This is a genomic window from Hymenobacter plasmatis, assembly GCF_020711255.1.
Lineage (GTDB): Bacteria > Bacteroidota > Bacteroidia > Cytophagales > Hymenobacteraceae > Hymenobacter.
On record NZ_JAJFAW010000027.1, the window covers coordinates 39,539 to 59,145 of the forward strand.

The window sequence follows — 19,607 nt, forward strand, 5'->3', positions numbered from 1 at the left end:
GGCCATGATTCGCCTGCTGCTTCCGCTGCTTCTGCTTGGTGCGTACCCCTTGGTGGCCCAGCACAATGCCGGCAAACCCCAACCCACTTCTGCCGTGCCCGTGGCCCAACCGTCAGTTCTTCGAACGTATGCCCTGCGCCTGCACCCCGGCGATGACCTGCGCCAGCAGCTCACGGCCTTTGTGGAGGCGCACCACATTGTGGCCGGCACCATGCTCACCTGCGTGGGCAGCCTCACGGTGACCACGCTGCGGCTGGCCAACCAGGAAGGCTCCACCGAGTACCGGGGCCATTTCGAAATCGTGTCCTTGGTCGGCACGCTCTCAACCAACGGCTCGCACCTGCACCTGGCCGTGTCCGACAGCACCGGCCGCACCATCGGCGGGCACTTGCTGGATGGCTGCCGCGTGTACACCACCGCCGAAATTGTGCTGGGAGAACTGCCTGAGCTGGATTTCCGGCGCGAAACCGACCCCACGTTTGGCTACCAGGAGTTGGTGGTGCACCCGGCGCCTGCTTCGGGGAAAGGAGTGCCGCAAAAGAAGAAGTGAGCCCAACCGATTACGAGCCGTTTATGACCGTTGCCGATACTCCCCAAGCCGCTGCCTTTCGTCGGCAGGTCCTCATCCCCCTGAAGCTGCGGCTGTTTTTGATGCAGAAGCTGCCCATGGCCTGGCTGGCGGGCCTGCGCCTCCGGCAGCTCACGCCGGAGCAGGCGGTGGTGACCATCCGCTTTAAGTTTCTGACGCAAAACCCGTTTCGCAGCATCTATTTCGCCTGCCTGGCCATGGCGGCCGAGTTTGCCAGCGGCATTCAGGCCATGATGCACGTGCAGGCCGGTGGCCCGGTGTCGATGCTGGTGGTGAAGCTGGAGGGCGACTTCACCAAGAAAGCCGTGGGGTTGATTGCCTTCACCTGCCCCGATGGCCCACTTATCGCCCAAGCCGTAGCCGAGAGCCGCGCCACCGGCGAAGGCCGCACCGTGGTGTGCACCAGCACCGGCGTAGACGAGGCCGGCGACGTGGTAGCTGTCTTCCGCCTCACCTGGTCGTTTCGGGCGAAGCGCTAGGGCATTGAGCGCTGCTGGGTTGGGCTGAAAACCTCATTCTGAGCCTGACTCCGCAAGGCACAAACACCCAAACACAAAATGGTGCAAAAACCCGGGAAATCTGAATAAATAGGTTTTACTTTCGGCCGGCGTTGGGACGCTTTGTTCCCGGCGCCGGCCGTTGCTTTTCCCCAATTCGTATGCTCCATAAACTCAGCGCCCTTCTGCTGCTAGTGCTAGGCATCTGCTTGGGCAGTGGCTGCGGCCATTCCCAGCGCCAGCCCAATGCCAAAGCCCAGCCTTTTGAGGTGACCGAAGCGTCCATAGAGGACATTCAAGGAGCACTAAAGCGCGGCGACTGCAACTGCGAGCAAGTGGTGGGCGCTTACCTGGCCCGCATCGCGGCCTACGACCAGCCCACCCGGCTCAATGCCATCGTGGTGACCAATCCGGCGGCGTTGGAAACCGCCCGGCAGCTGGATGCGGAGTACCGCCGCACGGGCCAGATGCGGCCACTGCATTGCATTCCGGTGATTGTGAAGGACAACTACAACACCGCCGGCTTGCAAACCACGGCGGGTTCGCTGGCCCTCAAAGGCTTTGCGCCCGGCAAAGATGCCTCGATGGTAAGGGCCCTGAAAGCGGCGGGCGCCATCGTGCTGGCCAAGTCCAATATGGCCGAGTGGGCCTTCAGCCCCATGGTCACCATTAGCTCCATTGCGGGCGAAACCCGCAACCCGTACAACCTGGAGCACGTGCCGGCGGGCTCGAGCGGCGGCACCGCGGCGGCCGTGGCCGCCAGCCTGGGCACCGTGGGGCTGGGCACCGACACAGGCAACTCCATCCGTGGGCCTTCGTCGCACAATGCCCTGGTGGGCTTCCGGCCCACGCTGGGGCTGCTGAGCCGGGCCGGCATTGCGCCGCTCTACCTGCGCAACGACACCGGCGGGCCCATGTGCCGAACCGTGGCCGACGCCACGCGCCTGCTCGAAGTAATGGCCGGCCCCGACCCCGCCGACCCGCTTACTTCCTACAGCGCCGGCAAGGAACCGCAGGGTGGCTACCGGCAGTTTCTGGACAAGAAGGGCCTAAAAGGGGCCCGGATTGGGGTACTGCGCACGCTGAGTGAGCGCAGCCCCGACCCCCAGGTGAAGGCCGTTTTTGAGCAAGCCGTGGCCGACCTCCGCAAAGCCGGCGCCGTGGTAGTAGACGTGGAAATTCCGGATTTTGACAAAGTGAGCAAGAACCAGTGGTGCTCGGTTTTTAAGCACGACATCAACCAGTACCTAGCCGAGCTGGGCCCCGGCGCTCCGGTCAAAAACATCGATGAGGTGCTGGCCTCGGGCAAGTACTCTGCCTACATCAAAGAAAACCTGCAGGATGAGCTGTCCCACGGTGTGGTGCCCAGCCCAAGTGCCGCCGGCTGCGGCGAGGCCTACACCGACCCGCGCCGCATTGCCTTCCGCAATGCCGTGACCGCCGTAATGGACCAAAACAAGGTCGGGGCCCTAGTGTACCCGACCTGGAACAACCCGCCCGCCAAAGTGGGCGACTTCAAAGGCTACCGCGGCGACAACAGCCAGCTAATAGCCCCGCACACGGGCCAGCCCGCCTTCACCGTGCCCATGGGCTTTACCTACGACAGCCTGCCCGCCGGGCTGCAGTTCCTGGGCCGCTCCTTCGATGAAGCCACGCTGATAAAGTATGTGTATGCCTATGAGCAGGCGACGCATCACCGGAAGGCTCCCGCTAAGTTTCCGGCGCTGCCTAAGACGGCCACGGCTGCGCAGTAATATTTAGCTCAAGTAGCTCAAGTAGCTCAACTGTAGCATGTCCGCGCCGCCTGTCATGCAGAGCGCAGCGAAGCATCTTATCGCCGAGGAACGGTCAGGCGTGAGAAGATGCTTCGCTTCGCTCTGCATGACAGGCGGCGCGGGGCATAACAAGCGGTTAATGCGAGCTCAACATCCAGCCCAACTAGCTCAACTGGGCTAGTTAGAAACGGTCTTGCCCTTTTCCGTCAGCGCCAAAAGTTCCTGCAGGTAGCTGCCCCAGATGGCGGGGTTGGAGTGGGTGCCGTGGCCGGTGGTTAGGTCGGTGATGGGCAGCAGGATGTAGCGGCCTTTGGGCACCTTCTTAATTTCGACTTCCAGGATGCCCAGCTCAGGCGGGTTCACCTGGTCATCGGCAGAATTGATGGCGAACAGCGGCGCCTTAATGGCGGCCAGGTGCGGCGCGGGGTTATAGTCGCGGGAGGCGTCAAATTGATAAATCATGTCGTTGGCATCCAGTGAGCTGAAAAAGCGCGCCTCGGTTTTGGCCAGGGCTGCTTCGGCCAGCTCGCGGGTGGGCGCCGCCTTCTGCATTTGCTTGGGGCTACTGGTCATGAAAATCAGCGATGATATGGCCCCGGTGAGGCCGGTTTTGGGCTGGGTGGTGTAGGCGCCGCCTTTCCATTCGGGGTCCATCTCAATCAGGTCGATGGCCATTTTGCGGAGCATGCGGTTGCGGCCGGCAATTTCTACCGGCAGGCTGGCCAGCGGCATCAGCGCATCCATAAAATCGGGGTATTTATAGCCCCACACCCAGGTTTCCATGCCGCCCATGGACGTTCCCATTATCAGGCGTGCGTGCCCAACGCCCAGCTTTTCGGTGAGCAACCGGTAGTCGGCCACCACCATGTCGTCGTAGGTGTACTTCGGGAATTGCATGCGCAGCCCGTTGCTGGGCTTGCTGGACTTGCCGTGGCCGATGGCATCGGGCAGGATGATGTAGTATTTGGCCGCATCCAGCAGCTGCCCCGGCCCAAACAGGCGGCCGGCAAACTGCTCGCTCAGAAAATTATTGCCCGCGCCCGTGGTGCCGTGCATTATCACGACGGCATTCGCCACCTTGCCGCTGCGGTCTTTGCGCGGCTGGCCCACCGTGGTGTAATGCACGTTCAGTGTGGGCAACGTTTCGCCACTCACAAACCGAAACTGAGGCAACACAAAATCACCTTCTACCGGCGCCGGGTAGCGGGCTTGCGCGTGGCCAGGCGCTTGCAGTAGCACCAGGCAGAAAGTGAGAAGGAAACCGAATCGAGAAAAGGCCATGGCAGTAGGTAATCGCTAAAGCGCCAAATTGAGCTAGATGCTCTCAAATGACGCGCAGAAAAAGCGAATTCCAAATGCTAGACCTTGTTCCTGTGGAACCTCACCACCGCTACAATTTCATCTCCTTAGGCTCCCGCTCGCTGGTAATCACATCCACCAGGCCGTCTTCGCTCACTACCACGGCCAGGCACGGGTAATCGGAGCTTTCCACGTAGCGCAGGGCCGAGTTGTAGCGGGCGCCGCGGGTGCTGTCGCCGCGGCCCGAGGCGCGGCCGTCGAGGATGACGCCGATGGAATAGCAGTAGCCTTCGGGGTCGAGCAGCACGGCCCCATCGATGCTGGTGACCAGGCGGGTGATGAGCGGCGTGAGCGGCACCGGCTCAATGAGCGTGCACTGCAGCTTGAGCCGGTCGGCTTCGGCCAGCGCCTCGGTGGTGATGACCAGTAGGGTGCCGTGCTTCTGGCGGCTGGCTTCGAGCACCACGTCCCAGAGGCGCTCCACTTTGGGGGCGTCGGTGAGGCCGAAGGTGTGCTTGAGGGCGCGCCGGAAGCTGGTGCGGCTGAGGCGGGTGCGCGGCAGGCCGGGCAGGCCATAGTGCGAGCGCAGCAGGACGTGGCCGGCGTGCTGCAGCTCCCAGGAGTAGTGCGTAACGAAGCTGATGACGAACAGGTCCTCGCGCACGGCGTCGTACTGCCCTATCTGGCGGCCCAGGGCGTATACGTTGTCGCCGTCGGCAAGCAGGTGCACGTCAGGGGTGGTCATTTCCAGCAGCTTGCGCACGGCGCGGTAGTCCGTGAGCTCGGTGGGGCAGGTGAGGGCGAAGATTTCCTCCACGTTGGGGTGACCGCGGCGGGCCAGCAGCATCTTGCCCACGCCCTCGGCGCCCTCGTAGCGCAGGCTGCTGATGGTGTTGCAGGTGGCAAACAGCTTGGTGTTGGCCGGGTCGAGGCCCAGGGCCTGGGCGGGGGTGTCGAGCAGGGTTTTGCCGGCGCCGCGCAGCAGCTCTTCGCTTTCGCGGGGGCGAATGAAAATGCTGGCGCCCGGCTCGGCCTCGCTCAGCGCCTTTACGCCTTCTTCGTTGAAGCGGTACATGGCCGCTACCAGCAGCGACGGGGCCAGCGGCCGGCCATCGGTATAGAAGCGGTAGGGGCGCAGCGATGGATACGCCCGCAGCGGCTTGCGCTGCAGGCGCAGCACCGTCACCACAAAATAGCCGCGAATTTCGACCGGCCAGCCGGCAAAGTGCTGGTGGGTGGCGTGCTCATCGAGCGCGTCGAGGGTTTCCTGCACGGCGTCGCGCACGCCCAGGCCCTCGTGCTTGCGCCGAATCATGGCCGGGGTGGCGTCGTCGCGCTCGGGGTAGGGGCGGGGCGTGGTGCTCTGGATAACCCGGCCGCGGGCCACGGCATCGGCAAAGGGCGCGGCGGGCAGGCCGCAGTCTTCCGGCTCGAGGCAGCGGGCAGGCAGGGCGGGGTCGGTGGGCAGGGCCAGCAGCACCACCTGCGGCTTCAGGTCGTCGTCGAGGGCATCGAACAGGTCCTGCGCCAGGGCTTGCGCGGCTTTGTGGTAGCGCGTTTGGTGGGGCCAGAGCAGGGTGGGAGCAGGAGCGAGGGCAAGGGAAGACATAGGCGTCGGCGCAAAGCAGGGCTCTGCGTCAATGAACAAGAATACGGTAGGATTGTGCCCAGTGCCCGGTAAAAAGCAAGGCGCCGCCCCGCGCCCCGGCTACAATTGGAATAGAACCGGCAACACCATCTTTTGCTTTATTGGCTTGCCCTGGTAAATGGCCGGCTCCCACTTCGGCGCGGCCTTGATGAGGCGCAACGCTTCTTCGTCGAGGCCGGAGCCCATTCGCTTTACCACGCGGGCATCGGTCAGGCTGCCATCGGTTTGTACCACAAACTCGACCATAACCTTGCCCTGAATCTTGCGCTGGCGGGCCAGCAACGGGTATTTCTGATTTTTTTCAATCCAGTCGAAAAATGCCTGGTTGCCGCCCACGGGTTGCGTGGGCCGGTCGGGCGCCACCACGGCAGGACGGTCGGGGTTGGCCGAGGCGGCAATGTCGGCGGCCGAGGTGGTGATGGGCCGCTCCTTGGCCGTAGTGCGCACCACTTCGCTGCCCGGCGACATCACAAACGACACCGGCACCACCACGCGCTGCCGCACCACCTGGTTGCGCAGGTGCTTGGCGGGCGTCCATTTCGGGCCGCTTTTAATCAGGCGAATGGCTTCGGCGTCGAGTTCCGGCGACACCGGCGTTTCCACTTTTACGTCGTTTACGGTGCCGGTTTTCTCTACGATAAAGCTGACCTTCACCGTGCCCTGAATGCCTTTGAGCATGGCGTTGGTGGGGTATTTTTGGTGGGAGGCCAGAAACTGGGCGTAGCGCTCGGTGCCTCCAATGGGCACGGCGGGTTGAGCTACCGAGTCGTACACTTGCGAGGCCGACGGCTTGGGCGGCATCTTGCGCTTCTGAGCCTGGGCACTCATGCTAAAAAAGCAGAGGCAGCTCAACAGTAGGAGCAGCGGGGATTTCATGCGGGATATGAAGTGGAAGGGAATTGGACAGGACAAGGACTGGATTTGCAAATAACGCTAACCAGAACGGAGCGCCCTAAAAACCTTGCCAGGACGCACGGCGGGTATCGGGTGGGCTAACGTAATTTGAGGACCTTTACTTTTACCGTCAGCCACGTTTTCTTATGAGTAAGCAGCAACCATCCCGCGCCCCCGAGCCCGTGGGGGCGTATCCGTACACCCGCCGCGTGGGCAATCTGCTGTTTCTCTCGGGCGTGGGGCCGCGCCAGCGGGGCGAGCCCAACGTGCCCGGAGTGGAAATCGATGAGGATGGCAATATTCTCAAGTACGACTTTGAGCGCCAGTGCCATGCCGTGTTTCAGAACGTGCGCTACATCCTGGAAGAAGCCGGCGCCGAGTGGGACGACCTCGTGGACGTGACCGTGTTCCTGACCAACATGCGGGACGACTTTCCCGTGTACAACCGCCTCTACGCCGAGTACTTCGCCACGGCCCAGCCCTGCCGCACCACCCTGGAAGTAAACTGCCTGCCCACGCCCATTGCGATTGAGCTGAAATGCATCGCGGCGCTTAAGGGCTGATAACCTCGGCCGTGTGTTTGGAGTTAGCCCTGCCGGGGAAGGCCCCGGGTAATTCCTGTTTGCATGTACGTTCGTAAAAATATTCGCTTTGGGGTGGTCTGGAGCCTGTCGTGGCGCAGCCTGCTTCTGTTCACCTTGTACGACTCGGCCATTTGCCTGCTCTACGAGTACGGGGGCGTGCGCTGGATTGACATTCCGTGGTCGCCGGTGGCCACGCTGGGCACGGCCGTGGCCTTCTACATCGGCTTCAAGAGCAACGGCAGCTACGACCGGTTCTGGGAGGGGCGGCAGCTGTGGGGCACCATCGTGAACGTGAGCCGCACCTGGTCCATTCGGGTGTTTCATTTTGTGGAGCCCATGGCCGGCGACCGCCTGCCCGATTCCGAAGACCTGCGCGACCTGCACCACCGCCTGCTCTACCGCCAGATAGCCTGGGTAAACGCCCTGCGCCTGCACCTGCGGCGCGAAACCGCCGAGCTCTGGGACGCCGAAGTGGCGCCCTTTCTCGACCCCGCCGAAGACGCCGACGTGCGCCGCATGAGCAACCCACCCACCCACCTGCTGCGCCAGCAAAGCGACGAGCTGCGCCAGCTGCACCAGCGCGGGCTGCTCACCGAGTTTCGCCACGTGGCGATGATGGACACCATCCAGGATATGTTCAATGCCCAGGGCGGCTGTGAGCGCATCAAAAACACGCCGTTTCCGCGGCAGTACGCGTTTTTCAGCTTCGTCTTTGTGTGGGTGTTTGCCGCCGTGCTGCCGCTGGGGCTGGTGGCCGAATTTGCCAAAATGGGCCCCGGGCACATCTGGCTCATGGTACCCTTTGCCGTGCTGGTGTCGGGCGTGTTCAACACCATTGAGCTGGTGGGCCACACCAGCGAAAACCCCTTCGAAAACCAGATGAACGACGTGCCCATGACGGCCATTTGCCGCAGCATTGAAATCGACCTGCGCGAGCTGCTGGGCGAAACCGAATTGCCACCCAAAACTGAGCCCGTGAAGGATGTGCTGTTCTAAGTAGCTCAACCCAAAGCCGAAAGAACATCAAACTCCCCTCCTTACCAAGGAGGGGACGCTCAACTGCCAAGTTGAGCTGGGGTGGTTGAATCGTTGAACGACTTGCATTATAATCGTTCGCCCATCGTGCAACGGCTCAACCACCCCCGTCCGCGCTAAAGCGCGAACATCCCCTCCTTGCTAAGGAGGGGAGTTTGATGTTCTGCTTAGTGGAAGTACTGGCAAAAAGTAAGCTCGACCAAACGCGGAGCGGGACGCGGGCGTAAGCAGGGAATCCACATCCTGCTTCCCACCCTATGCCCACAAAAATTCCCAATCCCGCCCGTACTTCAGGCGCTACTATTTCGTCGTGGTTTGGTACGGCGCCCGCGCTGCCCCCGTTTGCGCCACTGGCCGAGGATACGACTACGGATGTAGTGGTAGTGGGGGGCGGAATCGCGGGCCTGACTACCGCGTATCTGCTCAGCAAGGAAGGGCACAAGGTGCTGCTGCTGGAAGATGGGGAGCTGGCCAGCGGGGAGTCGGGCCGCACTACCGCGCACCTCTCGTATGCACTCGACGACCGGTACACTACCCTCGAAAACCTGTTTGGCCGAGAGGGCGCCCAACTGGCGGCAGAAAGCCACGCTTCGGCCATCGACAAGATTGAGCAGATTGTGCAGGACGAGCAAATCGACTGCGATTTTACCCGGCTCGACGGCTTCCTGTTCCTGCACGCCGACGGCACGCACCAGGAGCTAATGGAGGAGCGCGACGCCGCTCACCGCGCGGGGCTGCCGGCGGTAGAATGGCTGCCCAACGCCGGCACCACGGGCTTCGAGCCCGGGGAATGCCTGCGCTGGCCGGGCCAGGGGCAGTTCCACATTCTCAAATACCTCACGGGTCTCACCCAGGCCATTGTGCTGCAGGGCGGCCGCATCTGCACCCGCACCCACGTGAGCGAGGTGCACGGCGGCCCCCACGCCCACATAGTAACCGAAGACGGAATCTTGGCGCGGGCCAAACGGGCCATTGTGGTGGCCACCAACACGCCCTTCAACGACCGGGTGGTAATGCACACCAAGCAGCACCCGTACCGCACCTATGTGGTGGGCGCCCGCGTGCCCAAGGGCTCGGTGACCAAGGCCCTGTACTGGGACCTGGCCGACCCCTACCACTACGTGCGCCTGCAGGAGGTGCCGGCCGGCCCCCGCGGCGGCCAAACCGATTACGACCTGCTGATTGTGGGCGGCGAAGACCACAAAACCGGCCAGACCGACGACCCCAGCGCGCACCTGCGCTGCCTAGAGGAATGGACGCGCGACCGGTTCCCGATGGTGAAAGACTTCGAATACCGCTGGTCGGGCCAGGTGATGGAGCCCACCGACGGCTTGGGCTACGCCGGCCGCAATCCGCTCGACGCCGACAATGTCTTCATCATCACCGGCGATTCGGGTCACGGCATGACCCACGGCACGCTCGGGCCCATGGTGGTAGCCGACCTGCTGGCCGGCCGCGACAATGCCTGGGCCAAGCTCTACGACCCCGGCCGCATCACGCTCAAGCGGGAAAGTGCCCAGGAATACCTCAAGGAAAACCTGAACGTGGCCATTGAGTACACCGATCTGCTCACGGGCGGCGATGTGAACACCGTGGAGGAAATTCCCAACGGCTCGGGCGCCGTGATGCGGCGCGGCATTACCAAAATAGCCGTGTACAAAGACGAAAAGGGCGCCGTGCACGAATGCTCGGCCATCTGCCCGCACCTGCACTGCGTGGTGCACTGGAACGGCCTGGAAAAAAGCTGGGACTGCCCTTGCCACGGTTCGCGTTTCACGGCCCTGGGCGAGCTGCTCAACGGCCCGGCCAATACCGGGCTGGCGCCGGCCTAGCGTCGTTTATTCCCTTTATTCCTTACATTTTATCTCCCTTCCACCTTCCTGTGCCCACACCCAAAAAAGTGTCTTCTGAAAAAGCCTGCCCGCCGCCGCGCGGCATCCTCATTGCCATTGGAGGGCACGAAGACAAAACCCCCAACCCCGGCACCGACCCCGAGGCCGAGTACGCCCCCGATGCCATTCTGCGGCGCTTTGTAGATGAGCTCCGCGGCAAGGGCCCCGTCATTGTGGTGCCCATTGCCTCCGAAGACCCCAAGGAAGCCGCCAAAGACTACGTCGATGTTTTCAAGTCGCTGGGGGTGGACCGGGTGGAAGTGTTCGACGTGCGCGAGCGGGCCCAGGCGCTGGACGAAGCGGGCCTCGAGCTGCTCAACGAAGCGGCGGGCATCATGTTCACGGGCGGCGACCAGCTTCGCCTCACGGCCTTGCTGGGCGGCACGCCGTGGCTCAACCGGCTCAAGGAGCGCTACACCCACGACGAAATCGTGATTGCCGGCACCAGTGCCGGCGCTGCGGCCATGAGCACGCCCATGATTTACCAGGGCCGCGACAACCAGGGCATGCGGAAGGACGAAATCCACATCACCACCGGGCTGCGCTTCCTGCACGATGTGGCCATCGACACGCACTTTGTGGCCCGCGGGCGCATCATCCGCATGGCGCAGATTATCGCCACCAACCCCAGCTGCATTGGGCTGGGCCTGGAAGAAGACACCGGCGTGGTAGTGACCCAGGGCCGTGAAATAGAAGTCATCGGCAGCGGCGTGGTGACGGTGGTAGAAGCCCTCACTTCCACCACTACCAACATCCACCTCATCAAGCCTGGGGAGCCGTTTACCATTCGCGACTTGCGCGTGCATATCTTGAGCAACGGCGAGCGCTACACCTTGCCGGTGCAGGAAGACATGCACAGTTGAGCTGGACTGGGGCAGCCCAACTGGCGGGCGCAGGCCGGAAGCTCATCAGTTGGGCCAAATGGCGGTAGCTTCGGGCATGCAATGCAAGCGGCGGCGGTCCTCTTTTTTTCGGCGCTTGCCCGTGCTGCTGTGGCTCGCCGTAAGTTGGGCTGGGTGCCGCTCGCGTGGCGAAGAAGCGCCCGCTCCGGCTGCAGCGAAGCTTAGCCCACTGCCTGCCCTGGCGGCCCAGGATGCCGTGCTGTACGAAGTGTTTGTGGCCGATTTCAGTGCTGCCGGCACCCTCGATGGGATGCTGCCGCGGCTCGATTCGCTGAAGGCCCTGGGGGTGAATACGGTGTGGCTGATGCCGATTTATCCCACCCACGGCTCGCCCTATGCCGTGGACGACTACGATGCGGTGAACCGCGAATTTGGCGATATGGCGGCCTTTGACCGGCTGGTGGTGGCCGCCCACCAGCGCGGCCTGCGCGTGATGCTCGATTGGGTTGCCAACCATACTTCCTATTACCACCCCTGGATTCTGGCCCATCCGGACTGGTACACCCACGACGCCAGCGGCCAAATCATGCACCCCGACCCGCAATGGACGGACGTGGCCGACCTCAACTACAGCCAGCCGGCCCTGCGCCAGGCCATGGTGGCGGCCATGAAAAGCTGGGTGACCGAGCACGCCATCGATGGCTTCCGCTGCGATGCCGCCGACCTGGTGCCCGATGATTTCTGGCAGGCGGCCCTGAGCGAGCTGCGCCAGGCCAACCCCAACCTGTTTTTTCTGGCCGAAGGCCGCCGGGCTGCCCACTACGCCTCTGGCTTTCAGCTCGCGTTTGGCTGGGATTTTTACACCGCCCTGCAGAATGTGGTTGTTCGGCATGCGCCGGCGGCTACGCTGGGCGCGGCCCATGCGCAGGAGCTGCAAAACGTGCCGGCCGGTGCCTACCGCCTGCACTTCACCACCAACCACGACGAGGTGCAGGCCGCCCCGCCGGCGGTGCGCTTTGGCAGCGAGGCAGCGGCCCGCGCCGCCTACGTGGCCACGCTGGCATTTGGGGCCGCTCCGCTGCTCTATAACGGCCAGGAAGCCGGCGACCCAGCCCAACTCAACAGCCCCACGCGCCAGCCCATTCGCTGGAGCTACGACCCCAGCGCCGGCCGATTTTACCGCGAACTGCTGGCGGCCTACAACCGCCTCCCGGCGCTGCGGGCTGGCCCCGCCGAGTACTTCGACCAAAGCCCCAATGCCGTGGTGGTGCGCCACCGGCTCAACGGCCAGGAGGTGGCCGTGCTCGTCAATCTGAGTAATGGTCCGGTCTCAGTGACGCTGCCCACGGCCCTGCAGGGGGCAGCGTGGATGGATGCGCTCACGAAAATTGCCGTGCCCGGGGCATCGGTAGTGGCCCTGCCCGCGTATGGCTACCTGGTATGGCAGCGCTAAAAACCACGCACCGCCGCCTGCCCCGCCCGCCAATGAATAGGAACCTGAAGTTGCCTTCGATTCCGCTCCGCTTGTTTCTTTGCGTGGCATGAACACCCAAACGCGAAGCCTGCAGTATTTCTTTTTCGGGCAGAATTTCTCGGATGGCGTGCGCACCACGGTGGCCATTTTGCTGCCGGCCCTGCTACTGGCGCAATTGGGCCACTTCGACGCGGGCCTCACCGTCTCGACCGGGGCAGTCTGCGTGAGCGTGACCGATACGCCGGGCCCCCCCGGGCACCGGCGCAACGGCATGCTGGCGGCGCTGGTCCTGGTGGGCATCACGGCCCTGCTCACCGGCGTGGCGGCCACCAGCGTGTGGCTGCTGGGCCTGGAAGTAGCCGCGCTCAGCTTCCTGTTCACCATGTTCCTGATTTGGGGCAGCCGGGCGGCCGCGGTGGGCACGGCCGGGCTGCTCAATGTGGTGCTGCTGCTGGCGCATCCGCCCACGCTGGCCCAACTGCTGCCCCACGCGGGGCTGCTGCTGGCGGGCGGGCTCTGGTACGCTGGGCTGGCGCTGCTGGTGCACCGGGTGCGGCCCTACCGGCCGGCCCAGCAGGCGCTGGGCGAGTGCATCCATGCCCTGGCGCGGTTTATGGAGCTGAAAGCCGAGTTCTACAACCCCGAAACCGCCCTCGATGCCGACTACCGGCAGCTGGTGGCCCAGCAGGTGGTGGTGAATGAAAAGCAGGAAGCCGCGCGCGACTTTCTGTTCCGCACCCGCCAGATTGTGAACGAAACCACCAGCATCGGCCGCCGCCTGGTGCTCACCTTCGTGGAAACAGTGGATTTGTACGAGCGCATCACGGCCAGCTACTACGACTACGCTACCGTGCGCGCCGCCTTTGGCAACAGCGGCGTGTTGCCCCTGGTGGCCGCCCTCATTCGCGACATCGCCACCGAACTCGACCAGCTCGGCGTTGCCATTCAGGCCAACCGCCCCGATGCGGGCCGAGCCCCCGACCTCAACGCCAAGCTGGCCCAGCTGCAAGCCCGCATCAGCGCCCTCGACGCCGACCCCAGCACCGGCGGCAGCACGCTGGTGCTCAAGAAAATCCTGGTCAATCTGCGCGACATTATTCGCCGGGTGGGCAACATCCGGCGCTACTTCGATGAGAGCCGGGCAACAGCCGCGCCCGTTCCCAGCCGCGCCGCCGAGCACGCCCGCTTCGTGGCCCACCAGGAAGTGGAGGTGCAGGCTCTGAGCGAAAACCTCACGCTTAAATCTGCAGTGTTCCGGCATGCCATGCGCATGATGCTGGCCTGCATCGTGGCTTTCGCGGTAGGCGAGGGGCTGTGGCACGGCCAGCACAACTACTGGATTCTGATGACGGTAACCATCATGCTCAAGCCCGGCTTCAGCCTGACGCGCCAGCGCAACACCGAGCGCATCATTGGCACGCTGGCCGGGGGCGCGCTGGGCGGCGCGGTGCTGTGGCTGGTGCACTGGCCTCCGGCACAGTTTGGCGTGCTGGTCGCGTTTATGGTGCTGGCCTACAGCTTCCAGCGCACCAAGTACCTGCTCACGGTGGTGTTCCTCACGGCCTACCTGCTCATCCTGTTTAGCTTCCTGGGGTTGAGCTACATTGGGGTAGTCGAAGAGCGAATCGCTGATACGCTCATTGGCTGCGCCATTGCTTTCTCGGCCGGCTACTTCCTGTTTCCCAATTGGGAATCTGAGCAGCTAACCGACTACATGGCCGCTGCCCTGCGCGCCAACTTGGACTACCTGCGCCAACTGGCCAACCGCCTCGCCGGCCGCCCTCTGCCGCCCAACGAGTACCGCCTGCTGCGCAAGCAAGTGTACGTGACCGGCGCCAACCTAGCCGCTGCCTTCCAGCGTATGCTTACCGAGCCCAAGCGCAAGCAGCACCGCCCCATCGAAACCCACGAATTTGTGGTGCTCAACCACATTCTGTCGTCCAACATCGCCGCCCTCACCGCTACCCTGCGGGAAGCCGCGCCCGCCGTGCCGCCCTTTCCCGCCGAGAGCCGGCGGGCCCTCACCAGCGCCCTGGCCACCCTCCACAAAAGCCTCACCCGGATAGCCCCCGCCACCGCAACCGCCGCCCCGGAGCTAGGCCCCGCCGAGCCCGCAGTGCCCGTCGCCCCTGAGGATAAGTCCCTACTGGAGCAACTCACCTTCCTCCAAAAAGTGAGCGGCGACATCGGCAAAGTGACCGAAGTGCTGGCGGGGAAATAATTAATGAGGAATGAAGAATGAGGGATGGAGAATGAGGAATGGAGCTGAAGGGCCCGAACTTTCTCATTCCTCATTCCTCATTCCTCATTAAGCGCAGCGTCAATACGGTAGGCGCACTACCACGCGGGTGCCGTAACCCGGCGACTCAATGTTGACGGTGCCGCCCAGGTATGCGGTGCGGGTGCGCACGCCGCGCAGCCCAATGCCGGTGATGGGGGCATCTTCGCCGCGCCCGAAGCCGCGGCCATCGTCTTCTACGCACAGCTCCAGCACCTCGGGGTGGAGGCGAAGCTGCACCTCTACCTGGTGGGCCTGGGCGTGGCGCACGGCGTTGTTCACGAGCTCGGCCACAATGCGGTAGGCGGCCGACTGCACGGCTTGGGGAAGCTGGTCGATGTCGGCGTCGAAATGCGTGATTACCCGCGGGGTGCCGTTGAGGTTAAGGGCTTCGCAAAGCGACGCCACAGAGCGGGTGAGGCGGTTGGTGCCGGGCTCGGCGGGCAGCAGGGCGTGGCTCAGTTGGCGCACCTGCTCGTAGAGCTGGCCCAATATTTCTTCCGTGAGCTGGCCGATGGAGCGGGCCTTGGGTGCGGCGGCCAGGGCTTCGCGCACAGCTTCACTTTGCCAGGCCATGTGCAGCGCCGCCAGGTTGGGGCCCATGGCATCGTGCAGCTCGCGGGCCAGCTGCTCGCGCTCGGCGTCCTGGGCGGCTATCAGGCGGCGGCCCACCTCGTTGCGCTGCTGCAGCTCCTGGATGCGCAGCCGGGCATTCTGCCGCAGCGTGTGCCGAAAGCGGCCCGTGAGCAGCGCACTCAGTACCAGCAGCTCCAGAAACAGGCCCCAGGCCAGCGTATTGGGATAGACGGGGTTGTAGCTGGTCAGGCCCAGGTGGTTGAGCCAGAATACGGCGTAGCCCGTGAAGAAGAAGAAATACGTGAGGGCATAGTAAGCCGCCAGGCGTCGGCGCCGCCGGCCCATGAACACCGTCAGCAGCGTCACCCAGCCGTACCCAAACACAAGCAGCACGAGTAGCTCTCGTGCGCCGTTCAGCACCTCCACTAGGCCCAGGTTGTGCTTCACGGCCCAGGGGAACAGCACCGCGTACACCGCTACAAAGGTGACCGCCGTGCCGGCCAGCCAGTTGCCAGCTAGGTACAGCCCGCGCCAGCCGCTGCGCAGCCGCAAAAACAGCTGCATAATGCGAATGCCCGCCGCGCCCGCCAGCACAATAAAATTGTACTGCCCCACCGACCAGATGAGCCGGTACAGTCCCGCAGGCAGGAGCATGGCGTCCAGCCCGTCTTCCATCATCAAAAACAGCGTGACGCACACCACGTAGGCTCCGTACCATAAGTGAATCCGGTCGCGCAGAAAGGCGAAAAGCACTAGGTTGAACAAGGCACTGCTCAGGTAAAAACCCAGCAGCCACACCCAGTGCCGCTCAAACGGAAAGTGCATTTCCCAGCTCAGGAAGTGCTCGGCGGTTTCGATGTAGGTGGGCAGGTACACGCCGCCGGTGTGCACGTCGGCGCGCAGGTACAGCACCGCCGCCTCGCCCGGGTTCAGGGTAAACGGAAAGCTGAGCGAGCGGGCCGGAAACAGGCGCTCGGTGGCGGGCACCCAGGAGCTGGCCGCTCCCAGGCGGGTAAACGTGGTTTCGCCCTGCCGGCGGCAATACAGCGCGGCGCTGTCGGTGAAATTGAAGATGCTCCACAGAAAGCGCAGGCGCTGGGGCTCGGTGTTGCGCACGGGCAGCCGCATCCACACCCGCCGGTGCATGATGCCCAGATTCAGGGTCTTGTGCCAGGGGCCGGGCCGGAACTTGCCTGCCCGCCATTGCGCTTCGGCCTGCTCCGGGCTGGCCGGTACGCCAAACGGCTCAGTGTAGTAGCGGTACGCCTCCGAAATATGCACGCCCTTTGGGTCTTTCAGCAGCAGAGTATCGCGCAGCGTGTGGGGTGGGTCGGCGGCCTGCACGGCCCAAGTACCCAATAGCCAGCCCCCCAGCATCAGCGCAATGAAGAAGCGAAACCGCATGGGTAAATTAATGAGGGCTACCGGGTTGGCAAATAACTACAAAATCAAGGATAAACCGTTCTTTAAATTGTTCTTTTAAAAGAAAACCGGGATGCCCCAATGCTGTGGAGCACCGAAACATCCCGGAAATACGGATTGCGCTATATAGGGCCGTTATTTCGCAGCCACGCCGTCGGGCTTCAGGGTGCGGCCCAGCCAATCGAAAAACACCCGCTGCCAGAGCACCGAGTTCTGGGGCTTGAGCACCCAGTGGCCTTCGTTGGGCAAGTACAGAAAGCGGCTCGGGATGCCGCGCAGCTGCGCCGTGCCAAAGGCCTCCATGGCCTGGCCCTCAGGCACCCGGAAGTCTTTGCCGCCCTGAATGACCAAGATGGGCGTGTCCCAGTTTTTGGCAAACAGCTGGGGGTTGAATTCCTGGTAGGACCTGGGCGTGGGCACATCCCAGGGGGCGCCGCCCATGTCATGCTTGGCAAAGAACATTTCCTCGGTGCTGGGGTACCAGCTGGTGAGGTTGTAGAGGCCGTCGTGGGCAATGAAGGTCTTGAAGCGGCCTTCGTGGTGCCCGGCCATGTAGTACACCGCAAAGCCGCCGTAACTGGCGCCTACGCAGCCACGCCGGTCCTTGTCCACAAACGGCTCCTTGCTGATGGCGTCGATGGCCGAGAAGTAGTCCCGAATGGCCTGGCCGCCCCAGTCGCCCGAAATGGCGTCGTTCCACTCGCGCCCGAAGCCGGGCAAGCCGCGCCGGTTGGGCGCCACCACGATGTAGCCATTGGCGGCCATCAGCTGGAAATTCCAGCGGTAGCTCTGGCTCTGGGTGATGGGGCTTTGCGGACCGCCCTGGCAGTAGAGCAGGGTGGGGTACTTCTTGCTGGGGTCGAAATCGGGCGGGTAAATGACGTATACCTGCATCTGCTTGTTGTCGGTGGTGGTCACGCGGCGGTCTTCCACCTTGCCCAACTTGATGCCGGCCAGCTCCTGCTGGTTGATGCTGGTGAGCGGGGTTTCCTTGCCGGTTTTCAGGTCGAGCCGCACGAGGTCGGCGAAGGCCGAGAGGGTGGTGCGGTTGGCCACGGCCCGGTCCTTGCCCACCAGCTCAAACGCGTTGTAGTTCTGCGCGCCGCTGGTAATCTGGCGGATTTTACCGCCCTTGCTCGGTACCGAAAACAACTGCTCGGCGCCGGTCACCACAGCCACGAAGTAGAGGGTTTTGCCGTCGGCGCTCCAGCGCACGTTAGCCGCGCTCAGCTCCGAGCCTTTGGTGATGTCGACGCGCTTTTTGCTGGCAAAATCATAGACCACAATGCCGTTGCGGTCGCTCTCGAAGCCCGGTGTGGCCATGCTCAGCCAGGCCACCTGTCGGCCGTCAGGCGAGAAATTGGGCTCGGTGTCGTAGCCGCCCAGGCCCTCGCTCAGGTTCACGGTTTTCTGGTCGTGGATATCGTACAGATAGATATCCGAGTTGGTACTTTCGGCTTCGGCCTTGCCCGTGAGCTTGCGGCTGGTGTAGGCCAGGCGGTAGCCGTCGGGCGCGAAGGCCAGCTGCTCGGCCCCGCCGTCGGGCATCAGCGGCGAGTCGAACTTCTCGCCGGCCATCACGTCCTTGCCGTAGCCGGTGGGCCTGCCATCGGGGGCCAGAGGTTGGAAAAACACGTGGCTGGCCAGGTGGTCGTCCCACACGTTCCAGTGGCGGTAGTTCAGGTCGTCGATGATTTTGGCGTCGGCCTTGGGCAGGTCCGGGAACATATCCAGCGTAGTTGGGCCGGATTTCACGTCCTGAGTGTAGAGGATGAAGTTGGCCTTGGGCGCATACTTGAGGTTGCCGAGGCCTTGCTCCGGAAACTCGCTGAGCTTGGCTTTGCCCGAGCCGTCGGCGTTTATCACGTAGAGCTGGTCGGTGCCGCTTTCGCCGGAGAGATACGTCAGCTTGCCGTCGGGGCGCCAGTTCAGGGTGCTTTCCGAGCCGGGCGTGTCGGTGAGCTTTTTGGCTGGCCCACCGGCCACGGGCACGGTGTAGATGTCGGCGTTGCCCTTGTTCTCGGCCAGGTTGTACTTGGTCACGGTGTAGGCCACCGTTTTGCCATCGGGCGAGACGTGCATTTCGCCCAGGCGGCCCAGCTGCCAGAGTTTTTCGGGGGTGAGGACGGTGGGATTTTGGGAGTGAGCCACCAGCGGCAACAAGGCTAGGGCGGCGGAGACGAGCTTGTTCATGCCCGAAAATTAAGCCTTGCCGCGAAATGAACATTCACCCGCATTTCCGCGCCTCCTGTCATGCAGAGCGCAGCGAAGCATCTCTACCTCAGTACTAATCCAATCGCCTGTTGTTAATCGGCTGTCATGCTGACGAAGGAAGCATCTTATCACCTTAGAACGAGTCGTGCTGACCTGATAAGATGCTTCCTTCGTCAGCATGACAAATGGCGCGAGCGAGATGCTTCGCTGCGCTCTGCATGACAGATAGCAGCTCAACATGACGTTCTATTATCACCGCAGTGCCCAACAAAAAGCCTCGTCAACTTAATTGACGAGGCTTTTTGTTAAAGTTGAGTTAGCTCAACTGACCGGCGCTTGGGCGCAGGCAGGGACTATTTGCTTGACTTTTTGCGACCTGAGCCGCCGGGCTGTTTCCCGCCGCCGTCTTTCTTATTGACGGTAGCCCAGGCGCGGGCCTCGGCTTCGTCCTTGGGAACGCCGCGGTTCTCGTAGCCTTCTTCGATGTGTTCGGCCTGACGCTTCTGCTTGTCGGTGTACTTCGACTTATCTCCCTGAGGCATGGCAGTAGATGATTGGAAAGTGGAAGGAACGCGGCCCGGGGCGCTG

The 19,607-nt window shown here is 63.2% G+C and carries 15 protein-coding genes; 9 read left to right on the forward strand and 6 right to left on the reverse strand.

All coding sequences use genetic code 11. The annotated features are described in order from the left end of the window. The first annotated feature begins 4 nt into the window (after positions 1–4). From LJ738_RS17570 to LJ738_RS17580, 3 genes are all read left to right on the forward strand, one after another. Positions 5–550, forward strand: a complete 546-nt coding sequence (locus LJ738_RS17570) for a PPC domain-containing DNA-binding protein (RefSeq protein ID WP_227787668.1) — start codon at positions 5–7, stop codon at positions 548–550. Positions 551–573: 23 nt separating this feature from the next. Then, on the forward strand, positions 574–1,068 hold the full coding sequence (locus LJ738_RS17575) for a PaaI family thioesterase (RefSeq protein WP_227787669.1): 495 nt from the start codon (positions 574–576) through the stop codon (positions 1,066–1,068). Between the two features lie 179 nt (positions 1,069–1,247). Beyond that, on the forward strand, positions 1,248–2,840 hold the full coding sequence (locus tag LJ738_RS17580) for an amidase family protein (RefSeq protein WP_227787670.1): 1,593 nt from the start codon (positions 1,248–1,250) through the stop codon (positions 2,838–2,840). Between the two features lie 198 nt (positions 2,841–3,038). Here LJ738_RS17580 and LJ738_RS17585 read toward each other — a convergent pair whose 3' ends face one another. The 3 genes from LJ738_RS17585 to LJ738_RS17595 form a co-directional block, all read right to left on the reverse strand. Then, the gene (locus tag LJ738_RS17585; protein WP_227787671.1) at positions 3,039–4,142 is read right to left on the reverse strand and encodes an alpha/beta fold hydrolase; all 1,104 of its coding nucleotides are present in this window, start codon (positions 4,140–4,142) and stop codon (positions 3,039–3,041) included. A 109-nt stretch (positions 4,143–4,251) separates the two neighbouring features. Beyond that, positions 4,252–5,769 (reverse strand): DNA integrity scanning protein DisA nucleotide-binding domain protein, encoded by a 1,518-nt coding sequence (locus tag LJ738_RS17590; protein WP_227787672.1) that lies wholly within the window; start codon positions 5,767–5,769, stop codon positions 4,252–4,254. A 99-nt stretch (positions 5,770–5,868) separates the two neighbouring features. Beyond that, on the reverse strand, positions 5,869–6,684 hold the full coding sequence (locus LJ738_RS17595; RefSeq protein ID WP_227787673.1) for an energy transducer TonB: 816 nt from the start codon (positions 6,682–6,684) through the stop codon (positions 5,869–5,871). A 164-nt stretch (positions 6,685–6,848) separates the two neighbouring features. Between LJ738_RS17595 and LJ738_RS17600 the strand changes: the two genes are divergently transcribed. The 6 genes from LJ738_RS17600 to LJ738_RS17625 all read left to right on the forward strand — a co-directional run bounded on the left by LJ738_RS17600 (position 6,849) and on the right by LJ738_RS17625 (position 14,750). After that, entirely contained in the window at positions 6,849–7,265 is a 417-nt protein-coding gene (locus LJ738_RS17600) for a RidA family protein (protein ID WP_227787674.1), read from the forward strand. Between the two features lie 63 nt (positions 7,266–7,328). Continuing rightward, the gene (locus LJ738_RS17605; protein ID WP_227787675.1) at positions 7,329–8,282 is read left to right on the forward strand and encodes a bestrophin family protein; all 954 of its coding nucleotides are present in this window, start codon (positions 7,329–7,331) and stop codon (positions 8,280–8,282) included. Positions 8,283–8,578: 296 nt separating this feature from the next. After that, positions 8,579–10,153 (forward strand): FAD-dependent oxidoreductase, encoded by a 1,575-nt coding sequence (locus tag LJ738_RS17610; RefSeq protein ID WP_227787676.1) that lies wholly within the window; start codon positions 8,579–8,581, stop codon positions 10,151–10,153. Positions 10,154–10,203: 50 nt separating this feature from the next. Continuing rightward, positions 10,204–11,076: a cyanophycinase gene (locus LJ738_RS17615; protein WP_227787677.1), complete on the forward strand. Its 873-nt coding sequence runs from the start codon at positions 10,204–10,206 to the stop codon at positions 11,074–11,076. Positions 11,077–11,197: 121 nt separating this feature from the next. Beyond that, positions 11,198–12,508 carry an alpha-amylase family glycosyl hydrolase gene (locus LJ738_RS17620; RefSeq protein WP_227787678.1) on the forward strand — a complete coding sequence of 437 codons (1,311 nt, stop codon included), beginning with the start codon at positions 11,198–11,200 and terminating at the stop codon, positions 12,506–12,508. An 88-nt stretch (positions 12,509–12,596) separates the two neighbouring features. Continuing rightward, positions 12,597–14,750, forward strand: a complete 2,154-nt coding sequence (locus LJ738_RS17625; RefSeq protein WP_227787679.1) for an FUSC family membrane protein — start codon at positions 12,597–12,599, stop codon at positions 14,748–14,750. A 99-nt stretch (positions 14,751–14,849) separates the two neighbouring features. Here LJ738_RS17625 and LJ738_RS17630 read toward each other — a convergent pair whose 3' ends face one another. From LJ738_RS17630 to LJ738_RS17640, 3 genes are all read right to left on the reverse strand, one after another. Further along, on the reverse strand, positions 14,850–16,787 hold the full coding sequence (locus LJ738_RS17630) for a 7TM diverse intracellular signaling domain-containing protein (protein WP_227787680.1): 1,938 nt from the start codon (positions 16,785–16,787) through the stop codon (positions 14,850–14,852). A gap of 153 nt (positions 16,788–16,940) precedes the next feature. Next, entirely contained in the window at positions 16,941–18,998 is a 2,058-nt protein-coding gene (locus LJ738_RS17635) for a S9 family peptidase (RefSeq protein ID WP_227787681.1), read from the reverse strand. A gap of 374 nt (positions 18,999–19,372) precedes the next feature. After that, positions 19,373–19,561: a hypothetical protein gene (locus LJ738_RS17640; RefSeq protein ID WP_227787682.1), complete on the reverse strand. Its 189-nt coding sequence runs from the start codon at positions 19,559–19,561 to the stop codon at positions 19,373–19,375. Positions 19,562–19,607: the final 46 nt, after the last annotated feature.